Raw genomic sequence first — 23,267 nt, forward strand, 5'->3', positions numbered from 1 at the left:
TTACTTCGCCTGACGCTTCTGGTAGTCGCTGGCGGCCTTCACGAAGCCTGCAAACAGCGGATGCCCGTCGCGTGGCGTTGAAGTAAATTCCGGGTGGAACTGGCAGGCGACAAACCACGGATGGTTTGGCACTTCAATGATCTCGACTAACTGATCATCCCCGGAGCGTCCCGCAACACGCAGGCCCGCGGCTTCAATAGGTTTCAACAACATGTTGTTGACTTCATAGCGGTGACGATGGCGCTCGGTGATGACCGGCTCGCCATACAGCTTGCGAACCACGCTATCGTCAGACAGCTGGCAGGCCTGTGCGCCAAGACGCATGGTGCCACCCAGATCGCTCTTCTCGGTACGGACTTCGACGTTACCTTCTTCGTCACGCCATTCAGTGATAAGCGCCACCACAGGGTACTTACAGTCTGGCACAAATTCCGTAGAGTTCGCGTTTTCCATTCCCGCTACGTTGCGCGCAAATTCGATCAGCGCAACCTGCATACCCAGGCAGATGCCGAGGTATGGAATATTGTTTTCACGCGCATAGCGCGCGGTGGCGATCTTGCCTTCTACACCACGGTAGCCGAAGCCGCCAGGGATAAGGATAGCATCCAGATCTTTCAGGATTTCAACGCCACGCGTTTCAACATCCTGAGAATCAATCAGCTTGATGTTCACGGAGACACGGTTCTTCAGACCACCGTGTTTCAGCGCTTCGATCACTGACTTATAGGCATCCGGCAGTTCAATGTACTTGCCGACCATACCGATAGTCACTTCGCCTGCCGGGTTGGCTTCTTCATAAATAACCTGTTCCCATTCAGACAGGTTAGCTTCCGGACAGTTCAAGCTGAATCGTTTACAAATATAATCGTCCAGGCCCTGCGATTTCAACAGGCCCGGGATTTTATAAATGGAATCGACATCTTTCATTGAAATAACGGCTTTTTCAGGCACGTTACAGAACAATGCAATTTTCGCACGTTCGTTCGCCGGAACCGCGCGATCGGAGCGGCAAACCAGGATGTCTGGCTGAATACCAATGGAGAGCAGTTCTTTAACAGAGTGCTGAGTCGGTTTGGTTTTCACTTCACCTGCAGCGGCCATGTACGGCACCAGGGTCAGGTGCATGAACAGCGCGTGTTCACGGCCAATATCTACCGCCAGCTGACGAATCGCTTCCAGGAATGGCAGAGATTCGATATCACCCACGGTACCGCCGATTTCAACCAGCACCACGTCGTGGCCTTCGCCACCCGCAACAATGCGTTCTTTGATGGCGTTAGTGATGTGCGGGATAACCTGAACGGTGGCACCCAGATAATCACCACGACGCTCTTTACGCAGAACGTCGGAGTAGATACGGCCAGTCGTGAAGTTGTTACGACGGGTCATTTTGGTGCGGATGAAACGCTCGTAGTGGCCAAGATCCAGATCGGTTTCAGCGCCGTCTTCAGTAACGAACACTTCCCCGTGTTGGATTGGGCTCATGGTGCCCGGATCGACGTTGATGTACGGATCCAGTTTCATCATGGTCACATTGAGGCCACGGGCTTCAAGAATGGCTGCGAGGGAGGCTGCGGCAATGCCTTTACCCAGAGAGGATACGACCCCGCCGGTCACAAAAATATAGTTCGTTGTCATGCTGAACCTGAGAAGTTAGGGTGAAACGATGGAATAACCAGGACGGGAAAGTAGTATACCCGAACACGGCGAGCGCCACAAACTTTCATTCTCCGTCTCCATTCCAGGCCATGACAAACATAAGGAGTGAGAAAATAGCCCCTTTTGGGTAAAAGTTTTTGACGCAAATCAAGCGCTTGTCATTTAAAAAATCACACAAATTGCGCTTGATCGCAAAATTTCGTTAGAGATCAGATTCCTGGCGCTTTACTTCCTGCCAGACTTCTTCCATCGCTTCGAGGTCAATACCGCTCATTTCCAGGCCTCGCAAAGCGACAATCCGCTCAACTTCGCGAAAGCGGCGTTCGAATTTCAGGTTGGCTTTTTGCAGGGCGGTTTCCGCTTTTACACCCAGGTGGCGAGAAAGATTGACGGTCGCAAACAGCAGGTCGCCCATCTCTTCCTCAAGCTTTGCTTCATCCACCACCGCCTGCTGCGCTTCGTGCATGACTTCATCAATCTCTTCGTGCACTTTATCCAGCACCGGGCCGAGGGAGGTCCAGTCAAAACCGACGGCGGAGCAGCGTTTCTGGATTTTATGCGCGCGCATCAGCGCGGGCAGGCTCAGCGGAATATCATCCAGCGCCGAGTGCTGAGATTTTTCCGCCCGCTCGGCGCTTTTGATCTGCTCCCAGCGGGCCAGCACCTCGGCGCTGTTCCCTGCGGTGGCATCGCCAAAAATATGGGGATGACGGCGCTCAAGCTTGTCGCTGATGGCAGCGCAGATATCGTCAAAGTTAAAGCGTCCTTCTTCCTGCGCCATCTGCGCGTAGAACACCACCTGGAACAGCAGATCGCCCAGCTCGCCGCGCAGGTCGTCAAAATCTTCACGGGAAATGGCGTCCAGCACCTCGTAGGTCTCTTCAAGGGTGTACGGGGCGATGGTGGCGAAAGTCTGCTCTTTGTCCCACGGGCAGCCGTTTTCCGGGTCGCGCAGGCGTTTCATGATGCCGAGCAGGCGGTCGATTTGAGTCATAGTACTGTCCTGATGAAAAAATGCCGGGTGGCGGCGTTGCCTTACCCGGCCTACGTAAGAGGATGTTTAGCCGCCGTGCAGACGACGCGCGTCAATCACATCCGGCACCTGGTTCAGCTTGCCGAGCACGCGGCCCAGCACCTGCAGGTTGTAGATTTCGATGGTCATATCGATGGTGGCAAGCTGCTCGCGGGTATCGCTGCGGCTGGCGACGCCCAGCACGTTGACCTTCTCGTTGGCGAGAATAGTCGTGATGTCGCGCAGCAGGCCGCTGCGGTCGTTGGCGGTAACGCGCACCACCAGCGAATAGCCGGCGGAATAGCTCTCACCCCAGACTGCTTCCACGATGCGCTCCGGCGCATGCGACTGAAGCTCGGCAAGCTGGTCGCAGTCGGAACGGTGAATCGAAATCCCTCTCCCCTGGGTGATAAAGCCGACGATATCGTCGCCCGGAATAGGCTGGCAGCAGCGGGCAATGTGGTGCATCAGATTGCCCACGCCCTCGACCACCACGCGGCCATTGTCTTTGCTGCGCTGCTGCGGTGCGTAGGTTTTCTGCTGCAGCTGCTTCAGCGCCGCCGCGTCCTGCTCTGCCGCGCTTGGCTTATTGAACTGCGCCTGCAGGAAGTTCACCATCTGATTCAGACGGATATCACCGCCGCCGATCGCCGCTAACAGCTCGTCAAGCTCGTTGAAGTTGTAGCGCGGCAGCAGGAATTTCTCCGCCTCTTTCAGGCTTATCCCGATATGCTCCAGCTCGTCGTCGAGGATCTGACGACCAGCAAGGATGTTCTTGTCACGATCCTGTTTACGGAACCAGGCGTGAATTTTCGAGCGTCCGCGGCTGGTGGTGACATATCCCAGGTTCGGGTTAAGCCAGTCCCGGCTCGGGTTGGGCTGCTTCTGGGTAATGATTTCAATCTGGTCACCCATCTGCAGCTGATAGGTGAACGGTACGATTCGTCCGCCGATTTTCGCCCCGATGCAGCGGTGCCCCACATCGCTGTGGATGTGGTAGGCAAAATCGAGCGGCGTAGAGCCCGCAGGCAGGTCGACAACGTCCCCTTTCGGGGTAAAGACATAGACCCGGTCATCAAAGACCTGGCTGCGCACTTCGTCGAGCATCTCGCCGGAGTCGGCCATCTCTTCCTGCCACGCAATCAGCTTGCGCAGCCAGGCAATGCGGTCTTCGTGGCCTGAACGCGCCCCGCCGGACGTGCCTTCTTTGTATTTCCAGTGCGCGGCGACGCCCAGCTCGGCGTCCTCGTGCATCTGTTTGGTGCGGATCTGAATCTCGACCGTTTTGCCGCCTGGGCCAAGCACCACGGTATGGATAGACTGATAGCCGTTCGGTTTGGGGTTGGCGACATAGTCATCGAACTCATCGGGCAGATGACGGAAGTGAGTGTGCACTATCCCCAGCGCGGCGTAGCAGTCCTGCAGACGCTCCGCCACGATACGCACGGCGCGCACGTCAAACAGCTCGTCAAAGGCGAGGTGTTTCTTCTGCATTTTGCGCCAGATGCTGTAGATATGCTTAGGCCGCCCGTAGACTTCGGCGCGCACGTTCTCTTCTTTCATCGACTGGCGCAAGCCACCTACAAATTCCTCGATATAGTGCTCGCGGTCGATGCGGCGCTCGTGCAGGAGTTTGGCAATACGTTTATATTCCGCCGGGTGCAGATAGCGGAAGCAGTAATCTTCCAGCTCCCATTTCAGCTGACCAATCCCTAAGCGGTTCGCCAGCGGCGCATAGATGTTTGTACACTCTTTGGCGGCGAGCACGCGCTCGTCTTCCGGCGCATCCTTCACCTCTCGCAGGTGGGCAATACGCTCGGCCAGCTTGATGACCACGCAGCGGAAATCATCCACCATGGCCAGCAGCATCCGGCGAACGTTATCAACCTGTTCTGAGGAGACGGAATCGGTGTGCGCGGCTTTGAGCTGGCGGATGGCCGCCATATCGCGCACGCCGTGGATCAGCGCGACGACGGATTTCCCGACGCTGTCGCGCAGCACGTCTTCGCTGACCACGTCCGCATCCGCGAGGGGGAACAGCAGCGCGGCCTGCAGCGTTTCGATGTCCATATTCAGCATGGACAGGATTTCAACCATCTCCACGCCGCGCCACAGGAGAAGATCGGCGTCGGGATGCCCCTGCGTGGTGCGCAGACAATAGGCCCAGGTTTCGGTTAAGCGTTCACACGACTGCTGGCTGGAAATTCCCAGACTTGCGATCCATTTTTGTGGGTCAAACTCCCCAGCTTTATTGAGATGTGCACTTCTTACCGCAACCATTGTCCTCTCCTTTAGGGACCAGGGCCTGTCGAAGTCGACAAGCCAAACAAATTAGATGTGCTCGAACAACACCATCGATTCCAGATGCCCAGTGTGCGGGAACATGTCCAGCATTGCCAGACGCTGAATCTGGTAACCCGCGCTGAGTAATGCCTCACTGTCCCGGGCAAGCGTTGCCGGGTTACAGGAAACATAGACCACACGCTTTGGCGCGAGTTTAATAATATGTGCCATCACACCTGGGGCACCGGCACGCGCCGGGTCAAGCAGGATTTTATCAAAGCCCTGTTTTGCCCACGGCTGTTGGGTAACATCTTCCTCAAGATTTTGATGAAAGAATGTCACATTTTGCAAGCCGTTCTGCTGTGCGTTCTCCTGCCCTTTCGCCACCAGCGCCTCAACGCCTTCCACGCCGACGACGCTGGCCGCTTTTCGCGCCAGCGGCAGCGTGAAGTTGCCCATTCCGCAGAACAGATCGAGCACCCGATCGCTTTTCTGAACATCCAGCCACGCCAGCGCTTTCTCAACCATCTGCTGGTTAACACCGTCATTCACCTGAATGAAATCCCGCGGGCTGAACGTTAAGCGTAGTCCGTTTGACGCATACCAGGGCACCTCACCGGTAACCTGCTCAAGTATCTCGCTTTGTGGTGCAAGGAAAAGCGCCAGGTCGTGTGAATGCGAAAAGCGTTCCAGTTTTTCGCGATCTTTTTTCGACAACGGCGCGGTATGGCGCAGGACCATCAGCGGTCCATTGTTGGCCATGACCAGTTCGACATGCCCGAGATGGCGAATGCCGTCCAGCCCGGAGAGGCAGGTGCGCACATCCGGAAGCAATGCCTCAAGATGGGGCACCAAAATGGGGCACTGCTTCACATCAACGATGTCGCTGGAGCCGGCCTTGCGAAACCCCATCTCCAGCCGATCCGTTTTTGGCTGATAGCTGAGGCTCAGGCGTGCGCGCCGACGATAGCCCCAGGGCTCATCGGCGAGAATTTCATTAACGTCATGTTTAAGCAGACGCGCCAGCGCGCGGCTTTTGCTTTTTTGCTGTAATTCTGTGCTCGCGTGCTGTTGCTGGCAGCCCCCACAAACGCCAAAATGTGGGCAGCGGGGATTCACGCGCTCCGGGCTATCGTTGAGGCGACGCTTAACCTGCCCGCGCGCGAACTGGCGTTTATCTTCCGTCAGCGTAATTTCTGCTCGTTCTGCTGGCAGTAAACCTGTTATAAACAGAGCCTTACCATTGTGACGTGCCACTCCCTGACCAAACGGATCGAGGTCCGTGGCTTCAACAGTGATGATTTGACGCGTCGTCACGCGTCGCTTTGCAGAGTAGAATTGCGCCATCGCCGAGATTTTTCTCACATAAACATAATTATCTTAATTGTCCCATAACGGAACGCCATGACCAACTACAGCCTGCGCGCGCGCATGATGATTTTGATCCTCGCCCCCACCGTTCTCATCGGTTTGCTGCTGAGTATCTTCTTTGTGGTGCACCGCTATAACGATTTGCAGCGACAGCTGGAGGATGCAGGCGCCAGCATTATCGAACCGCTTGCCGTTTCCAGCGAGTACGGCATGAACCTGCAAAACCGCGAATCCATTGGGCAGTTAATCAGCGTACTCCACCGGCGCCACTCGGACATCGTACGCGCCATTTCCGTTTACGACGAACATAACCGCCTGTTTGTCACCTCGAATTTTCATCTCGATCCGGCGGCCCTGAAGATCCCGGACGGTACGCCGTTCCCGCGCCACCTCACCGTATTGCGGCGCGGCGATATCATGATCCTGCGCACGCCGATCGTGTCGGAAAGCTATTCACCCGATGAGTCTGCGCAATCTGACGCCAAATCCAGCAATAATATGCTGGGATATGTGGCGCTGGAGCTGGATCTCAAGTCGGTCCGGCTACAGCAGTATAAAGAGATCTTTATCTCTGGCGTGATGATGCTGTTCTGCATCGGCATTGCGCTGATCTTCGGCTGGCGCTTGATGCGCGACGTGACGGGCCCCATCCGTAACATGGTTAACACGGTTGACCGCATCCGCCGGGGACAGCTCGACAGCCGGGTGGAAGGGTTTATGCTGGGCGAGCTGGATATGCTGAAGAACGGCATCAACTCGATGGCCATGTCGCTGGCGGCGTACCACGAAGAGATGCAGCACAACGTTGACCAGGCGACGTCCGACCTGCGCGAAACGCTGGAGCAGATGGAGATCCAGAACGTTGAGCTGGATCTGGCGAAAAAGCGCGCTCAGGAAGCGGCGCGTATTAAGTCGGAATTCCTGGCCAATATGTCGCACGAGCTGCGTACGCCGCTCAACGGCGTGATCGGCTTCACCCGCCTGACCCTGAAAAGCGAGCTCAACCCGACTCAGCGCGATCACCTGCACACCATTGAGCGCTCGGCCAACAACCTGCTGGCGATCATCAACGACGTGCTGGACTTCTCCAAGCTGGAGGCGGGCAAGCTGATCCTGGAAAGCATTCCCTTCCCGCTTCGCAGTACGCTCGATGAGGTGGTGACGCTGCTCGCACACTCGTCGCACGACAAAGGCCTTGAGCTGACGCTCAACATTAAAAACGACGTGCCGGATAACGTTATTGGCGATCCGCTGCGCCTGCAGCAGGTCATTACCAACCTTGTCGGGAATGCCATTAAATTCACCGAAAGCGGTAACATCGACATTCTGGTAGAAAAACGCTCGATCAGCAGCAATAAAGTGCAGATTGAAGTCCAGATCCGCGATACCGGCATCGGGATTCCGGAGCGCGACCAGTCGCGTCTGTTCCAGGCGTTCCGTCAGGCGGATGCCAGTATCTCCCGCCGTCATGGCGGCACCGGTCTGGGGCTGGTGATCACGCAACGCCTGGTGAACGAGATGGGCGGCGATATCTCTTTCCACAGCCAGCCGAACCGCGGTTCAACCTTCTGGTTCCACATTAATCTGGACCTCAATCCAAACGTATTGACCGATGGCCCGGTGACGGACTGCCTGAAAGGCAAACGTCTGGCCTACGTCGAACCTAACGCGGCGGCGGCACAGTGCGCGCTCGACATCTTAAGCACCACGCCGCTGGAGGTGGTCTACAGCCCAACCTTCTCCGCTCTGGCCGTTGAGCATTACGACATCCTGCTGATGGGGATCCCGGTCACCTTCACCGGCGAGCTGACCATGCAGCAGGAGCGACTGGCGAAAGCCGCGTCGATGACCGACTACCTGCTGCTGGCGCTGCCTTGTCACGCGCAGCTCAATGCAGAAGAGTTGAAAAATGACGGGGCAGCCGCCTGCTTGCTTAAACCGCTCACCGCGACCCGACTGCTGCCTGCGCTCACGGAATATTGCCGTCTCAGCCAGCATGCCCTCCCGATGATTGACGATGAGCAAAAATTGCCGATGAGCGTCATGGCGGTGGATGATAATCCGGCCAACCTGAAGCTCATTGGCGCATTGCTTGAAGACCAGGTTCAGCACGTTGAGCTGTGCACCAGCGGAGCGCAGGCAGTCGAGCAGGCCAAGCAGATGCAGTTTGATTTAATCCTGATGGATATTCAGATGCCGGGCATGGATGGCATTCGGGCCTGCGAGCTGATCCACCAGCTGCCGCATCAGCAACAAACGCCGGTGATTGCAGTCACCGCACACGCGATGGCCGGTCAAAAAGAGAAGCTGCTGAGCGCCGGAATGAATGATTATCTGGCGAAGCCAATCGATGAAGAGAAACTTCATAACCTGCTGTTACGCTATAAGCCGGGTCATATTGGCGGGACGTACACGGTATCCAGCGAGCCGGTTGAAATAACCGTCAACCAGAACGCGACCCTTGACTGGCAGCTTGCTCTGCGCCAGGCGGCAGGTAAACCCGATTTGGCCCGCGAGATGCTGCAAATGCTGGTCGCGTTCCTGCCGGAAATTCGCAATAAGGTGGAAGAGCAGCTGGTGGGTGAAAACCCGGAAGATCTGCTGGAAGCAATCCACAAGCTGCACGGTAGCTGCGGGTACAGCGGCGTACCGCGGCTGAAAAACCTCTGCCAGCTGCTGGAGCAGCAGCTGCGTGCCGGTACGCCGGAATCGGAGCTTGAACCGGAGTTCCTGGAGCTGCTGGATGAAATGGATAACGTGACGCGGGAAGCGATGAAGGTGTTGGGGAGCTGAGGTAGAAGCCCGGTGGCGGCTTCGCCTTACCGGACCTACGATTGCGGGTGCGGGTGCGGCCTGATGCCCTCACCCCGCCCCTCTCCCACGGGGAGAGGGAGAACTACATCCCCTGCCCCACTTTCAGCACCGCCGCGATATTCCTTGCGGCCATCCTGACGTTCTCACCGGCATTTTCCAGCGCGTCTTCCAGCGAGCAGATGGTGTAGATCACGCTAAACACGGCATCAATGCCGTGATCGTGAACCACGCCAACGTCCGCCGTCAGGCTGCCTGCAATGCCGATGACGGGTTTGTTAAAGCGTTTTGCCACTTTCGCCACGCCCACCGGGACTTTGCCGTGGATCGTCTGGCTGTCGATGCGACCTTCTCCCGTGATCACCAGATCCGCATCGGCCACCTGGTCGGCCAGGTGTAGCGCATCGGTCACGATCTCAATGCCCTGGCGCAGCTGCGCGCCGCAAAAGGCGTACAGCGCGGCTCCCATGCCACCCGCCGCGCCGCCGCCAGCAAGGTTAAGCACGTCGATATCCAGATCCCGGGCAATCACGCTCGCATAGTGCGCCAGCGCGTTGTCCAGGGTAACGATCATCTCGGGAGTGGCCCCCTTTTGCGGGCCAAATACGGCTGACGCGCCATCCTTTCCGGTAAGCGGATTCGTCACATCACAGGCGACTTCTATCCGGCACTCCGCCAGACGTCTGTCCAGCCCGCTCAGGTCGATACGCGCGAGTTTTCCCAGCTCGCCCCCGCCCTGCCCAAGAGGCTGTTCGCTGGCGTCGAGCAATCTAGCGCCCAGCGCCTGCACCATCCCTGCGCCGCCGTCATTGGTGGCGCTGCCGCCAATGCCAATGATGATATGCTTAACGCCCGCATCCAGCGCGTGACGAATCAGTTCGCCCGTGCCCCAGGAGGTGGTTTTCAGCGGATTACGCTGCGAAGGCGCAACCAGCTCCAGGCCGCTTGCCGCCGCCATTTCAATAAAGGCACTCTGCTCGTCACCGGATAAGCCATAAAACCCTTCCACGCGCTCACCCAGCGGGCCGGTTACCGGAACATGTACAATGCGTCCCTGCGTTGCCGCGATCATCGCCTCAACCGTCCCTTCGCCACCGTCCGCGACCGGCAGTTTGACGTAAACCGCCTCGGGAAAGATCTCGCGAAAACCACGTTCTATCGCTGTCGCAACCTCAAGCGCACTCAAACTTTCCTTATACGAGTCCGGTGCGATAACAATTTTCATAAGCCATCCTTACGCATAGTCGTTACGTTAAGCATACACCACGTAAAAGACCGCTCATGGGAGCGGTCCCAATGCGTTTATCGTACCATGCACGGGCGTTTATTGTCGAATGTCCAGTCCGGGATCAGATACTGCATCGCCATCGCGTCGTCGCGCGCGCCCAGACCGTGTTTTTGATACAGCTCGTGGGCCTTCATGACCTGATCCATATCCAGCTCAACCCCCAGCCCCGGGGTGGAAGGCACCTGCACCATGCCACCTTTGATCTCAAACGGCTGCTTAGTCAGACGCTGGTTACCTTCCTGCCAGATCCAGTGGGTGTCGATAGCGGTGATCGTGCCCGGCGCGGCGGCGGCGACGTGCGTGAACATCGCCAGAGAGATATCGAAGTGGTTGTTAGAGTGCGAGCCCCAGGTCAGGCCAAACTCATGGCACATCTGCGCCACGCGCACCGATCCCTGCATCGTCCAGAAGTGCGGGTCCGCCAGCGGAATATCAACAGACTGCAATGACAGGGTGTGTCCCATCTGACGCCAGTCGGTCGCAATCATATTGGTCGCGGTCGGCAGCCCCGTAGCGCGACGGAATTCCGCCATCACTTCACGTCCTGAGAAGCCTTGCTCTGCCCCACACGGATCTTCCGCATACGCCAGCACGCCTTTCAGCTGTTTACCGATCGCAATGGCCTCATTAAGCGACCATGCGCCGTTCGGATCCAGCGTCACGCGCGCCTGCGGGAAGCGTTTTGCCAGCGCGGTCACGGCTTCCGCCTCTTCCTCACCGGCCAGCACGCCGCCCTTCAGTTTGAAATCATTGAAGCCATATTTTTCATAAGCGGCTTCCGCCAGGCGCACCACCGCATCCGGAGTCATCGCCTCGTCGTGGCGGAGCCGGTACCAGTCGCATTGTTCGTCCGGCTGGCCCTGGTACGGCAAAGGCGTCAGCTTGCGGTCGCCAACAAAGAACAGATAGCCCAGCATTTCCACTTCGCTGCGCTGCTGACCCTCGCCCAGCAGCGACGCAACGTTGACGCCCAGATGCTGACCCAGCAGATCCAGCATTGCGGATTCAATCCCGGTCACCACGTGAATGGTGGTGCGCAGATCGAAGGTCTGCAGGCCACGCCCACCGGCATCGCGATCGGCAAAGGTGTTGCGCACGGTGTTGAGGACATTTTTGTACTCACCCAGCGTTTTGCCCACCACCAGCGGAATGGCATCTTCCAGCGTCTGGCGGATCTTCTCCCCGCCCGGAATTTCGCCCACGCCCGTATGGCCGGAATTGTCTTTGATAATGACAATGTTGCGGGTAAAGAATGGCGCATGCGCGCCGCTCAGGTTCATCAACATGCTGTCATGGCCCGCAACCGGAACGATCTGCATGGCGGTAACTACAGGGGTAGAAAAAGTACTCATCGTTCAATCCTTTTATCAGTGACGTCCGAAAACAGGGCGCTTACGGTCAAATGTCCAGCCGGGAATAAGGTACTGCATCGGGCCCGCGTCGTTACGCGCGCCACCCGGCATTTTTTTATACGCCTCATGGGCTTTATGGATCTGATCCCAGTCAATCTCCACGCCCAGGCCCGGCGCATCCGGTACGGTAATCTTGCCATTGATGATTTCCAGCGGATTTTTCGTCAGGCGGGCTTCCCCTTCCTGCCAAATCCAGTGGGTGTCGATGGCGGTCGGGTTACCCGGCGCCGCCGCGCCAACGTGGGTAAACATCGCCAGCGAAATATCAAAGTGATTGTTCGAGTGACAGCCCCAGGTCAGCCCCCAGTCGTCGCACAGCTGCGCCACGCGCACTGCGCCTGAAAGCGTCCAGAAGTGCGGGTCCGCCAGCGGTATGTCGACGGCGTTTAGCATCACCGCGTGACCCATTTCGCGCCAGTTGGTAGCAATCATATTGGTCGCGACAGGCAGCCCGGTGGCGCGACGGAACTCAGCCATGACTTCACGGCCCGAAAAACCCTGCTCCGCGCCGCAGGGATCTTCCGCATAGGTCAGGACATCCCCCAGCCCTTTGCACAGGCTAATCGCTTCATCCAGCAGCCATGCGCCGTTGGGATCGACGGTGATCCGTGCATCCGAAAAGCGCTTTTTCAGCGCCCGGGCCGTGTCAATCTCCTGCTCGCCGGGCAGCACGCCGCCCTTCAGCTTGAAATCCTTAAAGCCGTAGCGATCCTGCGCCGCCTCGGCCAGCCGCACCACCGCGTCGCTGGAGAGCGCTTCCTGATGGCGCAACTGATACCAGTCGTGGTCGCCCGCGGTTCGGGTCAGATAGGGGAGATCGGTTTTATTGCGATCGCCAACGTAGAACAGATAGCCCAGCACGGTGACCGCATCGCGCTGTTTACCGGGCCCCAGTAGCTCGCAGACCGGGACATTGAGCGCCTTACCCAGTAAATCGAGCAGGGCGGCCTCCAGGGCGGCGACCGCGTTGACGCGCAGTTCAAACGTCCAGGCACCTTTACCGAACGTCTCAAAGTCTGCCGACTGATTGCCCTTATGCACCCGCTGGACCACCTTGTTCAGACGGGCCACTTCCTGGCCCACGACCTGCGGAATGGCATCGACCAGCGTCTGGTAAATCACCTCTCCGCCAGGGGCCTCGCCCACGCCGGTATTTCCTGCGCTGTCTTTCAGTACGACGATATTGCGGGTAAACCAGGCGTTATGCGCACCGCCAATATTGAGCAGCATGCTGTCCTGCCCGGCCACCGGGATGACCTTCATCTCCGTGACGATTGGACTCGATTGCGTTGTCATCAGCCACGCTCCGCAACAGGTTTAAGTTCGACGCGTTTGATATCCCCCACCAGCACCAGGTAACTCAATACCGCCACCAGCGCATGCACACCCACGTAGATCAGCGCACCGTTGAACGATCCGGTGGTGCCGACGATGTAACCGATCGCGATGGGGGTAACAATCCCGGAGATGTTGCCGAACATGTTGAACAGACCGCCGCTCAGGCCGCTGATCTCTTTCGGGGCCGTATCCGCCATCACCGCCCAGCCCAGCGCGCCAATGCCTTTGCCGAAGAAGGCCATCGCCATAAAGCCGATGATCATCCACTCGGCATTGACGTAGTTACAGAACACCATGGTCATGGAGAGCAGCATGCCGAGCACGATAGGCGTTTTACGCGCGATGTTCAGTGACCCCGTGCGGCGCATCAGCCAGTCGGAAATCACCCCGCCGAGGACGCCCCCCACGAAACCGCAGATTGCCGGGACCGAGGCGACGAATCCCGCTTTCAGAATCGACATGCCGCGGGCCTGCACCAGGTAAACCGGGAACCAGGTGATGAAAAAGTAGGTTAAGGCGTTAATACAGTACTGGCCCAGATAGATCCCGATCATCATGCGCGAGCCGACGAGCTGCTTGATCTGCGCCCATTTCTGGCTGAACGGGACTTTCGCCGTCGAGGATTTCTGATCCATGTTGATCAGCGCGCCGCCTTCCGCGATGTACTCCAGCTCCTTTTTGTTCACGCCAGGGTGCTGGTTGGGTTCGTGGATCACTTTCAGCCAGATAAAGCTGATGACGATCCCGAGTCCGCCCATAAAGAAGAAGACGTGCGACCAGCCCACCTCATGCGTCAGCCAGCCCATGATTGGCGCGAAGATCACCGTTGCGAAGTACTGTGCGGAGTTGAAAATCGCCACCGCGGTTCCCCTCTCCTGCGCCGGGAACCAGGCAGCGACAATGCGGCTGTTGCCGGGGAAGGATGGCGCTTCCGCTAAGCCAACCAGGAAGCGCAGCGTGAAGAGTGCCACGATAATGCCGAAGCCGCTGAAGATATCGACGAAGCCCTGCAGCAGGGTAAAGGCGGACCAGATAAAGATGGACCAGAAATAGACGCGTTTAGATCCAAAACGGTCCAGCAGCCAGCCGCCAGGAATTTGCCCGATGACGTAGGCCCATGAGAATGCGGAGAAAACGTAACCCATGCCCACGGGATCAAGGCCGATATCTTTTGCCATTTCCGAACCGGCAATCGACAGCGTGGCGCGGTCACCATAGTTAAAGGACGTGACGATAAACAGCATCACCACTATCCAGTAGCGGGCGTTGGTGCGCTTTTCAGCGCTGCTCGCCGCGTGGCTTAATGTACTCATTGTTGCACTCCTGAAACATAGCTTTCGCCAGGTTCATTCTGTACAGCACCGGTAGGGTAATCAGAATGAGATTTGTTTTGTCGTTTTGGTACGGCCTGAAGCCGTTTTATCGTGACCAGGAAAGTATATGAAGGAGTGACACCTTCTCTCACCGTGCAAAAACACAGTATTAAAGGGTGTGAGGGAGGTTGTTTAGGGCATAAGCCCAGAGGAGTGGAAGGTGGTTCACGGAAATGGCGTTTGGTGCGGAGTGTAATGCCGGGTGGCGGCTACGCCTGACCCGGCCTACCATCGATATAGCGCAGGGTTATTTAAGCAGCGTTGCCCAGTGCTCGACCCATGGGTTTGATTCGCTTTCTGGCTCCGGGTGCTCACCCGCATCAATCAGCAGCATCTCGCCGACGCGCTGGGCGCTCTGCTCCTGCAGGAGCGCATCGAACTGCTTGCCGCCGCCGCAGAAGTTGGCGTAAGAGCTGTCGCCGAGGGCGATGATGCCGTAGTGTACATCTGGCTGATAGCCAAGCTGGTCTTTAATGCCCTGGAACAGCGGCACGATGCTATCCGGCAGATCGCCCTGCCCGGTGGTGGAGGTCACCACCAGAATGTATTTGTCTTTATACTTTTCCCAGTCTGCCAGCTCCGGGTCTTCATAGACCGTGGCTTTATGGCCATGACTTGCCAGAATCGCCTCAGCCTCTTCCGCGACCAGCAGCGAATTGCCGTACATTGTGCCGACAAAAATGCCTACTTCAGCCATGATATTTTCCCATAATGAATGCGTTTACTGTTCATCCTGAACGTTGCCCGATACAAACTCAACCCTTTCATTTTCGGGGAGTTGTCCCAACCAGCCAAACTGTGACAGCGCCTGCATCCAGACGTCGTCCAGCCCCGCGCGGATAGTCAGCGGCTCGCCGGTAAACGGGTGCGTCATGCTGAGTTCGCTCGCGTGCAGCATCAGGCGATGGCAGCCAAAGTGTTCGGCCGCACTGCGGTTCTGGCGCAAATCACCGTGCTTGCTGTCGCCAATAATCGGGTGGCGCAGATGTGCAAGATGGCGTCGCAGCTGGTGCTTACGCCCGGTTTTGGGCAGAAGCTCAACCAGGCTGTAGCGCGTGGTCGGAAATTTGCTGGTGGCCACCGGCATTTCCGTCGTCGCCATGCCGCGATAATCCGTCACCGCAGGCTGCGGACCTTTGTCATCGCGGGCAAATTTATCGGCAATTTTGTCCAGTTCCTCCACCAGCGGGTAGTCCAGGGTGGCGGACTCGGTCAGCCAGCCACGCACGATCGCGTGGTAGCGCTTCTGGATCTGGTGCTGTTCAAACTGCTGCGCCAGCAGACGGCCAGCTTCGCTGGACAGCCCCATCAGCAGCACGCCGGAGGTCGGCCTGTCGAGACGATGGGCGGTAAAAACATGCTGACCAATCTGGTCGCGAACGGTCTGCATCACCACCACTTTCTCGTCGCGATCCAGCCAGCTGCGGTGCACCAGCCAGCCTGACGGTTTATTCACCGCCACCAGCCACTCGTCCTGATAGAGGATCTCAAGCGTCATGCATCTTCACCGGCAAACAGGGCATCCAGTTTTTCCAGTTCGACCAGCATCACGTCACGCGCAGGGTGCGTCGCCTCGAGCGCCATTTCATAGTAGGGAGAGACAGCAAACGCCTGCGGCAGCGGGTGACCACCCTCAAGCAGGGCGTGCATGCGCGGAATTAACACCCACTGCAGCCACTCAAACGGGGCCAGCGTATCCAGGCAGAAGGGCTGGGTGCTCGCGAACGCTTCTGGCTGCGGCGCGATCTCCTGCCACAGCTGATGTTGGCGCAAAAGGGCTTCGATGGCGTGCAACTGAGCACGAACGCTATCGTGTTGCGTCATAGTAACCTCAACTGAAAAAGTGAACGGCGCGCAGCATAGCATTGCGGAAGACAGAAATAAAAAAAGGGAGCACTGTAAAAACAGTGCTCCCGGTTCGTTCCGCAGCATTCCAGCTACAATTCGTGCTCCCTGCTCATCCGTGACAACTTTTCCTGAAGCCCGAAGGCCTGGTCATCCGTAAACCGATGCATCCTGCACACATCTTCCTGACGTGTTTGTTTCATCCTGAAACGTCCTGGCCTTCCAGACCCACCGACCATCCTGACCGGCTCTCGTTCTCCTTCCTGGAGGTGTCCCTTACGCATCCTGCGTAATCCACTTCGCTTCATCCTGAAGCCTTCCTGCAGCGCCATCCTGACGAGTCCTGAGTGAGATACGCCATCATCCTGATGTTCGTTTCTCGTGTCGGCATCCTGTCGACGGAGATAGAATCCGCTATTCCGCTTCGTCTTACAACCCACCCTTTCGGGTGTGTAAGCTGTAAGAAATCCCTAAAAAAGGTGCAATAAACCCGTAATCCATTGAAAAACAGAGTAATATTAATCTGAACTAAATGAGGTAATACTGAATGTTCCAGCGATCTCTCACAAACCTTGTAAGAGATCTCTCACACGCGCTATAGCATCATGGATTACAGAAGTGGCTCAAGTCGGGTGAGGAAATCCGCAAGAGAGGGGGCGAGAGTCTCGCGATTGCGGGTACCGATAGTCTCTTTAACCACTTCACCTGACAGGTTACAGACGGATAACACATCCAGTTCACTGTCCAGCGTGGCAATAAAGAGCGTCGGAGAAAGCTTAAGGCGCTTTTGCGTGACCAGATGACCAATCAGGTTTTCCTGAACACGCTGCAGATCGTCTTCGCTCCAGGTCTGCAACAGCGTCAGCGTGATATCAGCAAAGCGCGCGGGCATATCCCCTGCGAACTGCGTGGTATAAAACGCATGAACCGCTGGTTGTACCACAATGTCCATTGCCCGTTCAACCGCATTTACATTTTGCTCGCCGGTATTGGGCTTCGGCTGCCAGATAACGTAATCCTCAAGCGAAGAGATAATGCACGGCGAGGGTACACCATATAAATCAGCACTTTGCGGCCACGAGCCCTGCTTTTCATGCCATGCGTCGCAATAGCGGGTCGTGAAGGTAGTGAGGGCATTTGCAGTTTCGACGTCCACCGATTTCTCTCTTCTTGTCAGACAGGATAAACTCAGCCCATAAGTGTACCTGTAAAGTGGCTATGAAACATGTCTTACGAAAATCATCAGGCGTTAACCGGCTTAACGCTGGGTAAATCGACCGATTACCGCGATACCTACGATGCAAGCCTGCTGCAGGGCGTACCGCGCAGCCTGAATCGCGATCCTTTGGGTCTGCATGCGGACGCATTGCCGTTTGTCGGCGGTGATATCTGGACGCTGTACGAACTCTCCTGGCTCAACGCACGCGGTCTGCCGCAGGTGGCGGTGGGCCACGTCGAGCTGGATTACGCCAGCGTTAATCTCGTCGAGTCCAAAAGCTTTAAGCTGTATCTCAACAGTTTTAACCAGACAAAATTCAACAGTTGGGACGACGTTCAGCACACCCTGGAACGTGACTTAAGCGCCTGCGCGCAGGGTAAGGTAAGCGTTTCACTGTATCGCCTGCACGAGCTGGAAGGGCAGCCTGTCGCCCACTTCAACGGGACCTGCATCGACGATCAGGATATCGAGGTGGAGAATTATGAATTCAGCGCCGGTTACCTCGAAAACGCGGCGAGCGGAAAAGTGGTCGAAGAGACGCTGGTCAGCCATCTGCTGAAATCCAACTGCCTGATCACCCACCAGCCGGACTGGGGCTCGGTGCAGATCCAGTACCGCGGCCCAAAAATCGACCGGGAAAAATTGCTGCGCTACCTGGTGTCGTTCCGCCATCACAACGAATTCCACGAGCAGTGCGTGGAGCGCATCTTTAGCGATATTCAGCGTTTTTGTCAGCCGGAGAAGCTGAGCGTTTACGCGCGCTACACCCGCCGCGGCGGTCTGGACATTAACCCGTGGCGCACCAACACCGATTTTGTGCCGGCGACGGGACGGCTGGTGCGTCAGTAATATAAATATTTTCACAATATGCGCGGTATCTTCCGCGCTTTAGGTTGTGAAACGTCACGCGCCAGGGCTATTGTAATCAACAGGGAAAGACGATAATCGTCCCGTAAGGAGCTCACTTGATTACACATATTAGCCCGCTTGGCTCAATGGATATGTTGTCGCAGCTGGAAGTGGACATGCTTAAACGCACGGCCAGCAGCGATCTTTATCAACTGTTTCGTAACTGTTCACTTGCCGTACTGAACTCCGGAAGCCTGACAGATAACAGTAAAGAACTGCTGTCCCGCTTCGAAAGCTTTGATATCAACGTGCTGCGCCGCGAGCGTGGCGTGAAGCTCGAAGTCATCAACCCGCCGGAAGAGGCCTTTGTCGACGGGCGCATCATTCGTTCACTTCAGGCTAACCTGTTTGCCGTGCTGCGTGACATTCTGTTTGTTAACGGGCAGATCCACAACGCAGGCCGTTTCCAGCATCTCGACCTGGAAAGCTCGGTCCATATCACCAACCTGGTGTTCTCCATTTTGCGTAACGCCCGTGCCCTGCACGTGGGTGAAGCGCCGAACATGGTCGTCTGCTGGGGCGGTCACTCCATTAACGAAACCGAATACCTTTATGCGCGCCGGGTGGGCACCCAGCTTGGCCTGCGCGAGCTGAATATCTGTACCGGCTGTGGTCCGGGTGCGATGGAAGCGCCAATGAAAGGTGCGGCGGTTGGACACGCGCAGCAGCGTTATAAAGAGGGGCGTTTCATCGGCATGACCGAGCCGTCCATCATCGCGGCTGAGCCACCTAACCCGCTGGTTAACGAGCTGATTATCATGCCGGATATCGAGAAACGTCTTGAGGCGTTTGTCCGTATCGCCCACGGCATTATCATCTTCCCGGGCGGCGTGGGGACAGCGGAGGAGCTGCTCTACCTGCTGGGTATTCTGATGAACCCGGCCAACAAAGATCAGGTTCTGCCGCTGATCCTGACCGGGCCAAAAGAGAGCGCCGACTACTTCCGCGTGCTGGACGAGTTTATCGTGCACACGCTGGGTGAAGCCGCGCGTCGTCACTATCGCATCATCATCGACGATGCCGCAGAAGTGGCCCGCCAGATGAAGAAAGCGATGCCATTGGTGAAAGAAAACCGTCGCGATACCGGTGATGCGTACAGCTTTAACTGGTCAATCCGAATTGCGCCGGACCTGCAGATCCCGTTCGAGCCTTCACACGAGAACATGGCGAACCTGAAACTCTACCCGGACCAGCCGGTAGAAGTCCTGGCCGCCGATCTGCGTCGTGCCTTCTCCGGGATTGTGGCGGGCAACGTCAAAGAGGTGGGCATCCGCGCCATTGAACAGTACGGTCCGTACAAGATCCACGGCGATCCGGAGATGATGCGCCGCATGGATGACATGCTGCAGGGCTTTGTCGCCCAGCACCGCATGAAGCTGCCGGGCTCTGCCTATATTCCTTGCTACGAAATCTGCACCTGACGCTTAGCGATATCTCATCAAAGCCGGGTCGCCCTGTTGCGCGTCCCGGCTTTTTTTATTCCTGATGTAATTCATAGGCATCACTTATATCTTTTACAAAGTTGTCACATACGCAAACGATTACCTGCATTTTGCAACCGTAAATTATCAGCCTTAATCCAAATTACCTGCCAGAAAATCCTAAAAACCCATTTCTTTACAGCGAAAGACACCTATATCACGGGGTGGTCTTTCAGCGCACATGTCGTTGGTGGTAGCCTTCGCGCCCGTAAATTCTCTTTGATGTTTTTTTAACAGATAAATGGTCTAAAGATGCCCACATCATAAGTGGATTATTGCATTTGGGATCACGATCACTGATAGATTCATAACTAGAATGTATCTTTCCGCCCGCCAATAGTTACGGGTGAAAATTATTAAAAAACCGTCACTGAACGAATTTCATATTACCGTCAGGCACTTTTTCATCGGATTTGACTAAAAAACCTGACAATTCGCTTCCTCCAGGAGATACAGATGGAAACCACTCAAACCAGCACCGTTGCTTCGATTGAATCCCGAAGTGGTTGGCGCAAAACGGATACCATGTGGATGCTTGGCCTTTACGGCACGGCAATCGGCGCTGGTGTACTGTTCCTTCCTATCAACGCAGGCGTCGGCGGTCTGATCCCGCTGATCATTATGGCTATCATTGCTTTCCCGATGACCTTCTTTGCACACCGCGGTCTGACCCGCTTCGTGCTGTCCGGTAAAAACCCGGGCGAAGACATCACTGAAGTGGTTGAAGAGCATTTCGGCGTGGGCGCAGGTAAATTGATTACCCTGCTCTACTTCTTCGCGATTTACCCTATTCTGCTGGTCTACAGCGTGGCGATCACTAACACCGTTGAAAGCTTCATGATGCACCAGCTGCACATGACGCCGCCGCCGCGTGCGATTCTGTCTCTGATCCTGATTGTGGGCATGATGACCATCGTGCGCTTCGGTGAGCAGATGATTGTGAAAGCAATGAGCGTACTGGTCTTCCCGTTCGTTATTGCTCTGATGGTACTGGCTTGCTACCTGATCCCACAGTGGAACGGTGCAGCGCTGGAAACCCTGTCCCTGAGCAGCGCGTCGGCAACCGGTAACGGCCTGCTGATGACACTCTGGCTGGCGATTCCGGTAATGGTGTTCTCTTTCAACCACTCCCCAATCATCTCCTCTTTCGCTGTTGCGAAACGTGAAGAGTACGGTAATGGTGCAGAGAAGAAGTGCTCCAGCATCCTGGCACGCGCTCACATCATGATGGTACTGACCGTTATGTTCTTCGTCTTCAGCTGCGTACTGAGCCTCTCCCCGGCGGACCTGGCGGCAGCGAAAGAGCAGAACATCTCTATTCTGTCTTACCTGGCAAACCACTTTAACGCACCTGTCATTGCGTGGATGGCACCTATCATCGCGATTATCGCCATCACCAAATCCTTCCTGGGCCACTACCTCGGCGCACGTGAAGGCTTCAACGGTATGGTGATTAAATCTCTGCGCGGTAAAGGCAAGAGCATTGAAATCAACAAGCTGAACAAAATCACTGCACTGTTCATGCTGCTCACCACCTGGGCGGTAGCAACGCTGAACCCAAGCATCCTGGGCATGATTGAAACCCTGGGCGGCCCGGTCATCGCGATGATTCTGTTCCTGATGCCGATGTACGCGATTCAGAAAGTCCCTGCTATGCGCAAGTACAGCGGTCATGTGAGCAACGTCTTTGTGGTTATCATGGGTCTTATCGCAATCTCTGCGATCTTCTACTCCCTGTACACCATGTTCTGATTATCACCCGCGCCGTCTTCGGACGGCGCACTCCTCCCTCTCTGACTGAAAGCAATGGACGCATCATGATTAGCGTATTCGATATTTTCAAAATCGGTATTGGTCCTTCCAGCTCTCACACCGTCGGACCAATGAAAGCCGGTAAGCAGTTCACGGATGACTTGATTGCACGCGGCATCTTGCATGACGTTACCCGCGTGGTTGTCGATGTATACGGCTCGCTTTCCCTGACCGGGAAAGGCCACCATACCGATATCGCCATTATCATGGGCCTGGCGGGAAATCTGCCAGATACCGTTGATATTGATGCGATCCCTGGCTTCATCCAGGATGTGAATACCCACGGTCGCCTGCTGCTGGCGAACGGTGAGCATGAGGTTGAATTCCCGGTTGACCACTGCATGAATTTCCATGCGGACAACCTGTCGCTGCACGAAAACGGCATGCGCATTACCGCACTGGCCGGCGACAAAGCGGTATACAGCCAGACGTATTACTCTATCGGCGGCGGTTTTATCGTCGACGAAGACCACTTTGGTCAAACCGATAACGCTTCTGTCGAGGTGCCGTATCCGTACAAAACGGCGGCGGATCTTCAGCGTCACTGCCAGGAGACGGGCCTTTCCCTCTCCGGCCTGATGATGAAAAACGAGCTGGCACTTCACAGCAAAGAAGAACTCGAACAGCACTTCACCAACGTCTGGGACGTGATGCGCGGCGGTATTGAGCGCGGGATCACCACCGAAGGCGTTCTGCCGGGCAAGCTTCGCGTGCCGCGTCGTGCCGCAGCGCTGCGCCGTATGCTGGTGAGCACCGACAAAACGACAACGGACCCAATGGCCGTCGTTGACTGGATCAACATGTTCGCCCTGGCGGTAAACGAAGAGAACGCCGCAGGGGGCCGTGTGGTCACCGCGCCGACTAACGGTGCCTGCGGTATCGTTCCGGCGGTGCTGGCGTACTACGACAAGTTTATCCGTGAAGTAAACGCCAACTCACTGGCACGCTACCTGCTGGTCGCCAGTGCGATTGGTTCGCTGTATAAGATGAACGCGTCCATTTCCGGTGCGGAAGTGGGCTGTCAGGGTGAAGTCGGCGTGGCGTGCTCCATGGCGGCGGCGGGTCTGGCCGAACTGTTGGGTGCAAGCCCGACACAGGTGTGCATTGCTGCAGAAATCGGCATGGAACATAACCTGGGACTGACCTGTGACCCGGTTGCCGGGCAGGTACAGGTGCCGTGCATCGAACGTAACGCGATTGCCTCCGTGAAGGCGGTGAACGCGGCACGTATGGCGCTGCGCCGCACCAGCGAGCCGCGCGTCTGTCTCGATAAGGTTATCGAAACCATGTACGAAACGGGTAAAGATATGAACGCCAAATACCGCGAAACCTCTCGCGGCGGACTGGCGATGAAGATCGTAACCTGCGATTAAGCCACTCAGGAAGCCTCGTTTTGCGAGGCTTCTTCCTGTTTTCCCCACCATTCATAGTTTCATGCTGCTGACAGTGTTACC

The 23,267-nt window shown here is 56.5% G+C and carries 17 protein-coding genes; 5 read left to right on the top strand and 12 right to left on the bottom strand.

From position 1 onward, the window contains the following. The 4 genes from pyrG to rlmD all read right to left on the bottom strand — a co-directional run bounded on the left by pyrG (window position 1) and on the right by rlmD (window position 6,301). Window positions 1-1,638 (bottom strand): glutamine hydrolyzing CTP synthase, encoded by a 1,638-nt coding sequence (gene pyrG, locus ACDO57_RS19015; RefSeq protein ID WP_023309013.1) that lies wholly within the window; start codon window positions 1,636-1,638, stop codon window positions 1-3. A gap of 223 nt (window positions 1,639-1,861) precedes the next feature. Then, on the bottom strand, window positions 1,862-2,653 hold the full coding sequence (mazG, locus tag ACDO57_RS19020) for a nucleoside triphosphate pyrophosphohydrolase (protein ID WP_370884433.1): 792 nt from the start codon (window positions 2,651-2,653) through the stop codon (window positions 1,862-1,864). A 66-nt stretch (window positions 2,654-2,719) separates the two neighbouring features. After that, window positions 2,720-4,951: a GTP diphosphokinase gene (relA, locus tag ACDO57_RS19025; RefSeq protein ID WP_024909268.1), complete on the bottom strand. Its 2,232-nt coding sequence runs from the start codon at window positions 4,949-4,951 to the stop codon at window positions 2,720-2,722. A gap of 51 nt (window positions 4,952-5,002) precedes the next feature. Further along, window positions 5,003-6,301: a 23S rRNA (uracil(1939)-C(5))-methyltransferase RlmD gene (gene rlmD / locus ACDO57_RS19030; protein ID WP_370884434.1), complete on the bottom strand. Its 1,299-nt coding sequence runs from the start codon at window positions 6,299-6,301 to the stop codon at window positions 5,003-5,005. A 57-nt stretch (window positions 6,302-6,358) separates the two neighbouring features. On the opposite strand from rlmD, the gene barA reads away from it, so the two are divergent. Continuing rightward, on the top strand, window positions 6,359-9,118 hold the full coding sequence (barA, locus tag ACDO57_RS19035; RefSeq protein ID WP_024909270.1) for a two-component sensor histidine kinase BarA: 2,760 nt from the start codon (window positions 6,359-6,361) through the stop codon (window positions 9,116-9,118). A 103-nt stretch (window positions 9,119-9,221) separates the two neighbouring features. On the opposite strand, the gene ACDO57_RS19040 is transcribed toward barA, so the two are convergent. The 8 genes from ACDO57_RS19040 to syd all read right to left on the bottom strand — a co-directional run bounded on the left by ACDO57_RS19040 (window position 9,222) and on the right by syd (window position 17,548). After that, window positions 9,222-10,361, bottom strand: a complete 1,140-nt coding sequence (locus tag ACDO57_RS19040; protein ID WP_370884435.1) for a glycerate kinase — start codon at window positions 10,359-10,361, stop codon at window positions 9,222-9,224. 77 nt (window positions 10,362-10,438) lie between these two features. Further along, window positions 10,439-11,776, bottom strand: coding sequence for a glucarate dehydratase (gene gudD / locus ACDO57_RS19045; RefSeq protein ID WP_024909272.1), 1,338 nt, complete (start codon window positions 11,774-11,776; stop codon window positions 10,439-10,441). Window positions 11,777-11,791: 15 nt separating this feature from the next. Further along, window positions 11,792-13,132, bottom strand: coding sequence for an enolase C-terminal domain-like protein (locus ACDO57_RS19050; protein ID WP_370884436.1), 1,341 nt, complete (start codon window positions 13,130-13,132; stop codon window positions 11,792-11,794). After that, on the bottom strand, window positions 13,132-14,487 hold the full coding sequence (gudP, locus tag ACDO57_RS19055) for a galactarate/glucarate/glycerate transporter GudP (protein WP_024909274.1): 1,356 nt from the start codon (window positions 14,485-14,487) through the stop codon (window positions 13,132-13,134). Before gudP ends, ACDO57_RS19050 begins: the two co-directional genes overlap by 1 nt. 307 nt (window positions 14,488-14,794) lie before the next feature. Then, window positions 14,795-15,244: a flavodoxin gene (locus ACDO57_RS19060; RefSeq protein ID WP_048990136.1), complete on the bottom strand. Its 450-nt coding sequence runs from the start codon at window positions 15,242-15,244 to the stop codon at window positions 14,795-14,797. Between the two features lie 24 nt (window positions 15,245-15,268). Next, a complete protein-coding gene (truC, locus tag ACDO57_RS19065) occupies window positions 15,269-16,045 on the bottom strand; it encodes a tRNA pseudouridine(65) synthase TruC (protein ID WP_024909276.1) in 777 nt (258 codons plus the stop codon). Continuing rightward, the gene (locus ACDO57_RS19070; RefSeq protein WP_048990134.1) at window positions 16,042-16,371 is read right to left on the bottom strand and encodes a YqcC family protein; all 330 of its coding nucleotides are present in this window, start codon (window positions 16,369-16,371) and stop codon (window positions 16,042-16,044) included. Before ACDO57_RS19070 ends, truC begins: the two co-directional genes overlap by 4 nt. A 631-nt stretch (window positions 16,372-17,002) precedes the next feature. Next, window positions 17,003-17,548: a SecY-interacting protein gene (gene syd / locus ACDO57_RS19075; RefSeq protein ID WP_048990131.1), complete on the bottom strand. Its 546-nt coding sequence runs from the start codon at window positions 17,546-17,548 to the stop codon at window positions 17,003-17,005. Between the two features lie 69 nt (window positions 17,549-17,617). On the opposite strand from syd, the gene queF reads away from it, so the two are divergent. The 4 genes from queF to sdaB all read left to right on the top strand — a co-directional run bounded on the left by queF (window position 17,618) and on the right by sdaB (window position 23,186). Then, complete coding sequence (queF, locus tag ACDO57_RS19080) at window positions 17,618-18,460, top strand: NADPH-dependent 7-cyano-7-deazaguanine reductase QueF (protein ID WP_024909279.1); 843 nt, start codon at window positions 17,618-17,620, stop codon at window positions 18,458-18,460. A 116-nt stretch (window positions 18,461-18,576) separates the two neighbouring features. Beyond that, a complete protein-coding gene (gene ppnN / locus ACDO57_RS19085) occupies window positions 18,577-19,941 on the top strand; it encodes a nucleotide 5'-monophosphate nucleosidase PpnN (protein WP_008499641.1) in 1,365 nt (454 codons plus the stop codon). Between the two features lie 516 nt (window positions 19,942-20,457). After that, complete coding sequence (locus ACDO57_RS19090; protein WP_024909280.1) at window positions 20,458-21,753, top strand: HAAAP family serine/threonine permease; 1,296 nt, start codon at window positions 20,458-20,460, stop codon at window positions 21,751-21,753. 65 nt (window positions 21,754-21,818) lie between these two features. Then, window positions 21,819-23,186, top strand: a complete 1,368-nt coding sequence (sdaB, locus tag ACDO57_RS19095) for an L-serine ammonia-lyase II (RefSeq protein WP_032648113.1) — start codon at window positions 21,819-21,821, stop codon at window positions 23,184-23,186. Window positions 23,187-23,267 lie beyond the last annotated feature (81 nt).

This window comes from Enterobacter cloacae complex sp. 2015409, assembly GCF_041365315.1.
In the GTDB taxonomy this organism is placed as follows: domain Bacteria; phylum Pseudomonadota; class Gammaproteobacteria; order Enterobacterales; family Enterobacteriaceae; genus Enterobacter; species Enterobacter pseudoroggenkampii.